The 10,019-nt window shown below is 24.8% G+C and carries 9 protein-coding genes; 6 read left to right on the top strand and 3 right to left on the bottom strand.

All coding sequences use genetic code 4. The annotated features are described in order from the left end of the window. Positions 1-176: 176 nt before the first annotated feature. On the top strand, positions 177-464 hold the full coding sequence (locus M0D11_RS04135) for a hypothetical protein (protein ID WP_252320363.1): 288 nt from the start codon (positions 177-179) through the stop codon (positions 462-464). A 63-nt stretch (positions 465-527) separates the two neighbouring features. On the opposite strand, the gene M0D11_RS04130 is transcribed toward M0D11_RS04135, so the two are convergent. Further along, positions 528-1,325 carry a Pr6Pr family membrane protein gene (locus M0D11_RS04130; protein WP_252320361.1) on the bottom strand — a complete coding sequence of 266 codons (798 nt, stop codon included), beginning with the start codon at positions 1,323-1,325 and terminating at the stop codon, positions 528-530. Between the two features lie 440 nt (positions 1,326-1,765). Between M0D11_RS04130 and M0D11_RS04125 the strand changes: the two genes are divergently transcribed. Beyond that, positions 1,766-3,379 carry a hypothetical protein gene (locus tag M0D11_RS04125; RefSeq protein WP_252320359.1) on the top strand — a complete coding sequence of 538 codons (1,614 nt, stop codon included), beginning with the start codon at positions 1,766-1,768 and terminating at the stop codon, positions 3,377-3,379. A 429-nt stretch (positions 3,380-3,808) separates the two neighbouring features. Here the strand turns inward: M0D11_RS04125 and M0D11_RS04120 are convergent, their stop codons facing one another. Beyond that, the gene (locus tag M0D11_RS04120) at positions 3,809-4,612 is read right to left on the bottom strand and encodes a hypothetical protein (RefSeq protein ID WP_252320357.1); all 804 of its coding nucleotides are present in this window, start codon (positions 4,610-4,612) and stop codon (positions 3,809-3,811) included. 122 nt (positions 4,613-4,734) lie between these two features. Here M0D11_RS04120 and tsaB point away from each other — a divergent pair, with 122 nt between their 5' ends. The 4 genes from tsaB to M0D11_RS04100 all read left to right on the top strand — a co-directional run bounded on the left by tsaB (position 4,735) and on the right by M0D11_RS04100 (position 9,378). Next, positions 4,735-5,316 (top strand): tRNA (adenosine(37)-N6)-threonylcarbamoyltransferase complex dimerization subunit type 1 TsaB, encoded by a 582-nt coding sequence (gene tsaB / locus M0D11_RS04115; RefSeq protein ID WP_252320355.1) that lies wholly within the window; start codon positions 4,735-4,737, stop codon positions 5,314-5,316. 50 nt (positions 5,317-5,366) lie between these two features. Further along, entirely contained in the window at positions 5,367-6,209 is an 843-nt protein-coding gene (locus M0D11_RS04110) for a MurR/RpiR family transcriptional regulator (RefSeq protein ID WP_252320354.1), read from the top strand. 82 nt (positions 6,210-6,291) lie between these two features. Then, positions 6,292-8,397 (top strand): PTS fructose transporter subunit IIABC, encoded by a 2,106-nt coding sequence (locus tag M0D11_RS04105; protein ID WP_252320352.1) that lies wholly within the window; start codon positions 6,292-6,294, stop codon positions 8,395-8,397. A gap of 33 nt (positions 8,398-8,430) precedes the next feature. Beyond that, the gene (locus M0D11_RS04100) at positions 8,431-9,378 is read left to right on the top strand and encodes a type I phosphomannose isomerase catalytic subunit (RefSeq protein ID WP_252320350.1); all 948 of its coding nucleotides are present in this window, start codon (positions 8,431-8,433) and stop codon (positions 9,376-9,378) included. Between the two features lie 64 nt (positions 9,379-9,442). Here the strand turns inward: M0D11_RS04100 and M0D11_RS04095 are convergent. Beyond that, the coding region (locus M0D11_RS04095) for a PLP-dependent transferase (RefSeq protein ID WP_252320348.1) at positions 9,443-10,019 on the bottom strand (577 nt) is incomplete at its 5' end.

The raw sequence follows: 10,019 nt of genomic DNA, 5'->3' as shown, positions 1-10,019 counted from the left end.
TAAAAAATTATACATTGAAGCTAAAATTGGATTCATAACAAATATTATAAGTATTATTTGAAGTGTAAATTATTACAATTATTTTAGCTACAGCAAGTAGTGTTATTTTTAACAGTTTTACAAAATATGATCACACTTCATTAACATCAGGAGTTAGTACAATATTTATTGTTGGATTGATTTTTGGACTTTTAATTGCTATTGGATTTTTAATTGCAATAATTATCATGTGCAATAACGTTTTAAAAGGAAATGCTAATAGTGGTTTAGCTGTTGGAATTGTAACTTTAGTTTTAGCAGGTTTTTCTTTAATAGCTATGTTTTCATCACATTTTAATTTTATTAGTGGTATTAATATTATTTTTTTAGGACTTAATATTGCTTCAGGTGTATTATTAATTATTGGTAAATATCTTCCAGTTACTAATAAACCAGAAGAAGTAGTTTCTATGGTAAATGAATAATTAAAAATATTTAATAAATTATATAAATAAGGCTTTTAATTTCTAAAGCCTTATTTTATTTTTTTATAATTTAAAACCATAAGGATAAGTAATGATTGGAAAATTTGGTTTATCATCATCATGCTTTTTTTTATATTGTATATTATTAATTCATAAATAAAGGTATTGTAAACCAATACTAATAATTAACAGAAAAATAATAGCAGTAATTAATACTCCTACACCATATTTTTGGTAGTTGAAAAAAAAGTAAGGATAACAAGTATTAATATTTTCTCCTTGTTTAACACGTAATACACCACGAACCATTACCATTACTACATAAAAACAAGGATAAAATAAAATAAATCACATATAAAGTTTATGATGATTTTTTAGTGAATAAAAATCACGTCCACATGATAAAGCAAAATTTAAAATCATAACAATTGGCATAATTAGATTTAGAATTATTGTTTTAAATCATAAATAAATATCAGTTCCATATTTACTTCTTTCTTGGCTATTACTAATGATACCTATTCAAAATACTAACATTGTAATTGTAATATAAATAGTAATGCTTAATAAAATATAAAAACTTGGTTTTGAGTTTTCTTTAAATTTACTTTCAAATAAAAAAGCAAATAAATAAATGAGTACTAAATAATTAGTTTGAGTTGTAAAATAAAAATAATAAATTGCTAATCTTTCAGTTGGTTTATCAACATTAGGAACAATGAAAGCATTGGGATAATTAATAGTAATTATTAAATCAAAAATTAAAAATAAAGAAATAATAAGTAGGCCAAATAAACGTCAAATAAATTTAATAAGATTTCTTTTTTTTAATCGGTATTCACTACTATTTTTTCAATTCATATTTTTTCTCCTATTTATATTAGAATTAAATTTAATTAAATTTTTGATAGGAAATTTAATTTTTTATTATGATTGAATATGCTACTTATTTAGTATATCAAGTTTTTCCTTATCACTATTAATATTTACTAACTGATTATTTAAAACACTTAATAAGTTAAAAAAAATTAACTTATTAATTATTTAATCTTGATTTTTTGCTAATAAAGTTTATTATTAATGTTAAGGATATAATTTTTATCCTTATAATTTTAATGAATATATAAGTAATTATATAAGTATTAAAATTATATATGTTGATTTAACAAAAAGTTTAATAATTGATTATATATCCTTAGTTTTATTTTATTAAAACTAAGATTTTAAGTATTTAATTAAATATGCTTAATTTAATATTATAATTATAAACACAAATAATAGGTAAAAAAGGAGTAATCATAATGACAAATTTCTTATCTTTTAGTTTTTTTAAAACTAAAAGTTTTAAAACAATAAGTTTGGCTTTGGCATTATCTCTTACTAGTAGTTTAATGATAGTTACTAATCATCAATCTAATATTAGTACTGTTAATGAGAGTAACAAACTTTCTGGGTTTCATATTACTGTTAAGGAAAATAATAAAAATTTAATTAGTGAAGCTAATACTTGAAATTCAATTAATAATAATTATGAAGATTTTATTAGATTGCATAAAGAAGTAATAACAGAACAATTTAATGATATTAATAAGGTTAATAATAATCCAAATGATAATCTTAGTAAAGATGTTAATGAGAAATTTAAGAAACAAATTAAAAACAAAGCTAATAATATCTTGCCAGATAATGGTATTAAATATTTTACTGATAAAGTTATTGGTCGTAGTGTTGCTAAACAAAGTTTTAATGATATTGCTAGTTTTGGCTATGTTTATGTTGGTTACCATGATAATAGTTTACCAGCGCAGATTAACAATGGTATTTTTGCAACGGTAAATCCTAGGGCAGATTTTAATAATTATTTTAGTATTCCTTATATGATTAAACCAAGCGATGATTTTTTAAATAGTCATAAAAGTGTTCAAGATCGGTTAGCAATTTTACCACTTAATAATGGTAATCCCAATGATACTAATCAACCAATGTTAGCTATTTTAGCAAAAAATAAAAATGATAAGAATGAACAATTATTAATAAATGATAAAAATGATGAAGTTTTTGATAATGGTTCAATTAGTTATGCAATATTAAATCATAAACCAGATGATCATTTAAAATCAACTATTTTTAATGTTAGTGTTAAAGATAGTGGTTATAGTAAAACTATTAAGTTAACAAATAATAGTTCAAATATTCAATTTAGTACTATTAGTGATGAAAAAGTTAAAGAAAATCCTGTAATTGTACCTCAATATTTAGTTCAAAATAATTCACAAGATAATAAAAATACATTAATAGTTATGAATAAAGCTATTGAGAAAGCTAAAGTAAATATTAGTGATTCACAACAACATTGACTAAAATGAAAAGTTGATTCACAAACTTTACAAAAAGCAAAAAATGATTTGGGAACACCTATTAAAGATGGTGATAATTTAACTCTTAATCAAGGAAGTAATTTTCAAGTTTATTGTATAGGTTTAGATACATCTGACTTACAACGTCAAGCTGCTTCTGAACAATATATTACTGTTTATAGAAGCAATACAAAAATACCTAATTTTCCAAATTGTACTGATTTTTTTGAAAAAACTAATAATTTATTAGCGGGTTTTCAACAATATTTAACTAGTGCTACTAACAATAGTATTAAAATTGAAGATTTAAAAAATAATGCTGCTGGTGAGTTTTTATCATGATTTATTCAATATCAAGGTGATATTACTAAACAAAATTATGTTAATTATTTACAAAGTAATAATTCAGATCGTCCCTGAGATGTTAATATATCATTAACAACTAAAATGTTAGTTAATAATTGAAATATTATTATCATTTGTGGATTCATTATTAGTTTTTTAACTATAATTCCAATAGTTGTTGTTATTATTCGTAAAAAGAAATATTTAAAATAAAGTTTGTTATTTTTAAGTAGTACTTGTTAAAAAACAATATTTTATATAAAAATATAAAATGATAAGTGTAAAAAATGTTATTACTTGTTTTTTCTTTTTAGTGAGTTACAATAAAAATGGCAGTTATAAATGTTTAGAAAATATTTAGGTAATGCCGGTTTTAATTTTATATTTGACTTTAAGTCCTTGTATACTATATATGCTATACAAGGAGTTTTTATATAATTTTAAAATAAAATATATTAAGAAAAAGGAGGCAAAAAATAACAAAATAATATTTAAAAAAAATAATACAATTTCAAATTTTTACTTTTCACAAATATATATTCCTCCCTACAATTATTTTTCAATATTTTTTAAATAATAAATAATAGTAATAAAGTGTACTAGTTTATAAACTAGTACACTTTATTTATAAATTATTTTACATTAAAAATTTGTATCTCTTAAAGCCGCTATTGGTTTATTATTTTTTTTATAAAGGATATTATTATAAAGAGTAAAAAGTAACATCAAAATTATGTATAAGATTAAAATTGCAAAGATATAAATAAAGAAAGTAGTTAAACTTTTATGAAAATCTAAAAATGGATATGGAAATGAATAATCAATTTCTGTTGTTCCTTTTCTTAAAAAACCAACAAAATTTCCTTTAGCAAGTGCATAACCTAAATATACAAACATGTAAATAGAAATAATTGGTATTCAAAGATATGTTTGTTTTCCAAGTTTTCAGTAGTATTTACCAGCAGAAAACATAAAATATAAAATCACTATCACTGGTACTATTAAATGTAATAAAAATGTATTTATAAAATTTAATATGCTAATACTATTACTACTATCTAAATTATTTATCATTGGTTTAAATAATACAGCAAAAAATACGATAAGAGTTACGGTAATATAAACAGTAATTGCTAATGAAAAGCGCCCAAAAACAAATTGTGCGCGATTGTCATGAAAACGATTTGTTAATACAAAACAAAAGAAAAGAAAAACTAAAAAATTTGACTGAATAGTAAAGGTAGAAATCATTGTTCAAATACCAACTCATGGGCCATCTGGAGTTCATAAATTATGAGGATTAGGTGTTCCAACTGTTATTGGTTTATACTCAATTAAAACTATTGCAAATTGCATTATTAGACCTATAACAGCAATAATTAGTCCAGATCAAAGTAAAAAATCAGAAAATTTACTTTTAAATCCTATATTTTTTCCTATTCCCATATGGATCAACTCACAATTCTATATTTTTTCTATTTTAATTACATTATACATGATATTATAATAAGTATGTAAGATATTAGAAAATTATTAATAGCAACTAAATGAAATAATAAGGTGATGTTATGTATCAATTATATTTAGATACAACAAATAACAAATTAACAGTGGTGATTTTGCAAGCTAATAAAATTTTAGCAAGTTCATCATTTATTGCTTGACAAAAACAAACAGAATTGGCAATTCCAACTATTACTAATTTACTTGTAAAATGTAAAATAAAATTAAAAGATATTTCAAAAGTAGTTATTGCAAATGGTCCTGGCAGTTATACTGGAATTAGAGTAGCAATTACTTTTGTCAAAACACTTAAAGTTTTGAATAGTTTTTTAACGGTTTTTACTATTAATAGTTTATTATTACAGGCAGGATTAATAAAATCAATAAGTGTTTTGTCAGCATACAATAATAAAAGTTATTTGGCAGTATGTGATAATGGAAAAATAATTATTCAGCCGCAATTAGTAGATGAAAATGCTAAAATTGGTATTATTAGTGATTTACTAGATTATAAAATAATTGAAAATTTAGAAAAGTGTAATATTGTGGAAAATTTTCAAAAGTTGTCACCATATTTTATCGAAGTAAAAAACATGGAAGATTTGCAACCATATTATATTAATGATCCATTTTCATCACATAATTAAAAAATAATAATATTTAAATATTTTACATTAGTTTAAAAAGGAGTTTTTACATGCTTATCAATGATAATTTTTGATCTAGAGTATCAAAGGAAGAAAATAATTTCACAAAAAAAGAAAAAGTTCTTATTAACTATATTAATAAGAATAGTCAAAAAATGGATCAAGTTACTATTAGTTCTTTGGCTAAAGAAAATACTGTTGGTTATAGTGTTGTTTATAATTTAATTAAGAAATTGGGATTTAAAGGTTATCGTGAATTTATCATTAGTTTAGCTGCGCAAGAAACTACTTTCAAAGCTTTAAATCGTGAGTTTTTTGGTGATCGTAGTGTTTTAAAAGAACATTATAAAAAACTAATGGATTTAAATGATTCAACGATTAATTATGAGGAATTACAAAGATTTATTAATTGAATAGATGATAATCGTAAAGCTTGTATTTATTTAGCAGGTATTGGTCATTCTGGTTTAGGTGCGGAGGATTTATCAAATAAATTATATCGGTTTGGTTTACGATCAATCTGTTTAAATAAAGATGATGATAGTATTTTAATGCATGCTTCTTTAATTATTCCAGAAGATGTAATAATTCTTTTTTCATTATCAGGTAAAACCGCTACTATTGTTGAAGCAGCTAAACTTGCTAAAAAGAATAATGCTAAAATTGCAGTTGTTACATCACAAGATAAAACTGAATTAGTGACTTATGCTGATTGAACATTTAATATTGTTTCTTCAGGACTTTATGAAGCACAAGAAATATTTATTTCTCCATTATTTGCTATTACTTATTTTAATGATTTAGTAACAACATATTTATTAAAATCAAAGCATAAAGATTGATATTTAGAAAATAGAATTAAAACTAATAAAGTAATTAAAAAATTTAATTAATTTTTTAAATAAAAAAACTGTTTTTTTTAAAATAATAATTTAATATTATGTCATGAATATTTATTAAGTAAGGAGATGAAGTATGTTGTCTAAACAAGATGATATTTTGACAGTAGAACACGTTTTTCTTGAATCTGATTGTAAAACACAAGCAGAAGCTTTTCAAGAAATAGCAACTTCTGCTAAAAAATTAGGTTTTTTGAAAAAAAATATTAGTGAAAAATCACTAGTTAATAGTTTTCTACAAAGAGAAGGAGAAGGAACTACTGGTTTTGGTGGTGGTGTTGCTGTGCCACATGCTCGTAATGAAGATATTGTTAAATCAGGAATTTTTATTATGCGTTTTAAACAGCCAATTCCTTGGAAAGCACTAGATGAACAACCCGTTAAAGCAATTATTGCTTTAATTGTGCCACTAAAAAGTGCTGGTAATGAGCACTTGGAAATTTTATCAAAAGTGGCACAAAGATTAACAAAACCGGAATTTCAATCAATATTATTTAATTCAAAAGATAAAAAAGTAATTATTCAATCACTAAATATTAATAATAAATCTAATGTTGAAACTAGTAGTAAAACTATTAGTGAAGATATGAAAGGTTCTTCAAAAAAAACTAAAAATATTATAGCAATTACTGCTTGTACAGTTGGGGTAGCACATACTTATATTGCACAAGATAAATTAGAAATTGCTGCAAAAAATTTAGGCTATAATATTAAAGTTGAAACTCATGGTAGTATTGGTATTAAAGGTGCTTTTACAGCAACTGATATTGCCAATGCTGATTTAGTTATTATTGCAGTATCGGCCGGTGTTGCAGATTTAAAATTAGAACGTTTTAATAATAAACCATTATATAAAGTAGAAATTAGCAAAGTTATTAAAAATCCTGAAAGTATTGTTAATGATGCTTTTGCTAACGCAAAACCTTATGAAATAAACAAGTCAGAATCGGGACAAAAAGCGGAAAAAGAAAATAAATCAAATGATTTATTTACTACTGATAAACAGGGAATTATGAAACATATTATGGCTGGTGTTGGCTATATGGTGCCATTTGTTGTTTTTGGTGGAATTATGTTAGCATTATCAATTGGTATTGCTAAAGCAGTTTATGGTGCTGACTTTGATATTTCCAAGTTACCACATAATCATTTTCTTTATTTTATGAATCAAGCTGGAAGTATTGCTTTTACATTAATGATTCCAATTTTAGCTGGTTTTATCGCTAATTCAATTGCAGGACGTGCTGCTTTGGTTCCGGCAATGGTAAGTGCATATGTTGCTAATACAGCAGGATTAGTTTATTCAATTGCTGGTTTAGAGCCAAAGGTTTCTGCTGGATTTTTAGGAGCATTATTAATTGGTCCAAGTGTTGGATATTTAGTAAGATGAATTATTACTTGAAAAGTACCAAAGACTATTGCTCCAATTATGCCAATTTTCTTTATTCCTATTGTAGTAACATTTTTAATTAGTTTCACTTTTATTTATGCAATTGGAGATCCAATTGGTTGAATAATGGAACAATTTCAAAATGGGTTAACCCACATGCCACGTGAAGCAATGGCAGCAATTGGAATGTTGCTAGGAGCCATGGTTGGATTTGATATGGGTGGTCCAATTAACAAAGTTGCTTTTTTAGCAGCTTCAACAACGATAACTGCTGATCCTAGCTCACAATTATTTATGGGAGCAGTAGCTGCAGCTATTCCTGTTGCACCACTTGGAATGGGTTTAACAACTTTGATTTTTCGTAAATTCTTTAATGAAAGTGAACGTACATTAGGTTTAACAGCAATGTTAATGGGGTGTATTGGTATTTCTGAAGGTGCGATTCTTTTTGCAGTAAGAGATCCAAAACGTGCTATTATTAGTAATATTATTGGTAGTGCTGTTGCTGGTAGTATTGCTGGTGCTTTCTTATTAACTGATGCTGCTGGTCATGGTGGTCCTATTGTTGCTATCTTAGGTGCAGTTAGTTCAGTTAATTATGTGCTTTGGGTAAGTATTCTTTTATTCTTTTTAGCCATTATTGTTGGAAGTATTGTTACTTGTTTAGTATATGGTGGATTATTAATTATTCAATCACGTAATATTAAGGTTTTTAAATTAATGAATGAAAGAATCATGAAAATATTTAATAGTAAAAAAACTAAATCTAAAAATAGTAAAAATAAAGTTTAATTGAAGAAATAATCAAAGTTTAGGAGAGTGAATATGAATAATAGCACATCACAAATAATTTTTTTAAAACCTGCTTTTATTCGCAAATTATGAGGTAGTCAAAAATTAGCACACAAATTTAATTTTGATTTACCTAAAAATACACCAATTGGTGAAGCATGATTAGTTAGTGCTCATCCCAATGGAATGAGTTATGTTTTAAATGGCGAGTATAAAGGATTAAGTTTAGCAGAATTGTTTAAACAGCAACCTAGTTTATTTGCTAATCTTGATAGTTCAGGTAGTGTGATTAATAAAGAATATCCGTTGTTAACAAAAATTTTAGACGCAAATAATAGTTTAAGCGTTCAAATTCACCCCGATGATAAATTCGCAGAAAAAAATCATCAATGTTTAGGAAAAACTGAATGTTGGTATATATTAGAATGTTTACCCAAAGGTAGAGTTATTTTGGGTCATAATGCTAAAACCAAAGATCAGTTTAATCAATGATTGGCAAAAGAACAATGACATAAACTATTAAAATATATACCAATTAAAAAAGATCAATTTATTTATGTTCCTTCTCTAAAAATTCATGGTTTATTGGCACATACTATGGTTTTTGAATTACAACAATCATCAGATATTACATATCGTTTATATGATTATGATCGTAAAGATGAACTTGGTAATTTACGAAATTTGCATTTGAAAGAAGCATCAACTATTGTTTTAGCTCCTGATTTAAATAGTAGTGAAGCTAATGGTCATGATAATTATTTAGTTGATAACAAGTTTTTTAAGTTAATTAAATTAATTAATGAGGGAATTAAGCATTATAGTTATCCTAATACTAGATGATTGCAAATCTCAGTATTGGATGGTAATGGTATAATTGATGATACTAGTATTAAAAAAGGTGACTCATTTATTTTACCAAATGGTTATACTGATTTTTGTTTAAGTGGTAATATGTTGTTGATGGTTGCATATTGCTAATAAATTGTTTTATTTATAAATGAAAAATAGACTCATGAGTCTATTTTTTATATATAAATAATTATTATAGTTTTTTTAATGCTTGTTCCAAATCATTTCACAAATCTTCAACATATTCAATACCAATTGAAAGACGAACAAGACCTTCTGAAATATTTGCATCTGCTAATTCTTGTGCATTATAAGTAGAATGTGTCATTGAAGCAGGATGTTCAATCAATGACTCAACTCCACCTAAAGAAACTGCCAAAATTATTAATTTTAAATTATTTAATAGTTTGATTCCTCCATCATATCCACATTTTAATTCGAAACTAATCATTGCTCCTGGTAATTTCATTTGTTGTTCATAAAGTACTTGTTCTGTTGCTGAATTAGTTAGTCCAGGATAAAATACTTTTTTAATCTTAGGATGTTCTTTTAATCTTGCTGCAATTATTCTTGCATTTTTGCAAGCTCTTCATAATCGTAATTCTAAAGTTGATAGTCCTCTTAAAACAAGAAAGGCATCATGAGGTGATAATACAGCTCCTGTTAAATCTTTTAATCCTTCAAAACGAATTTTATTTATTAAAGTACTTTTACCACAAACAATTCCGGCCATAACTGAACTTGTCAAGAAAAGTGGACAATAAAAGTAA

Source organism: Spiroplasma endosymbiont of Lariophagus distinguendus (assembly GCF_023846195.1).
Classification (GTDB): domain Bacteria; phylum Bacillota_I; class Bacilli_A; order Mycoplasmatales; family VBWQ01; genus Spiroplasma_E.
This window is presented reverse-complemented; position numbering and strand designations above follow the sequence as displayed.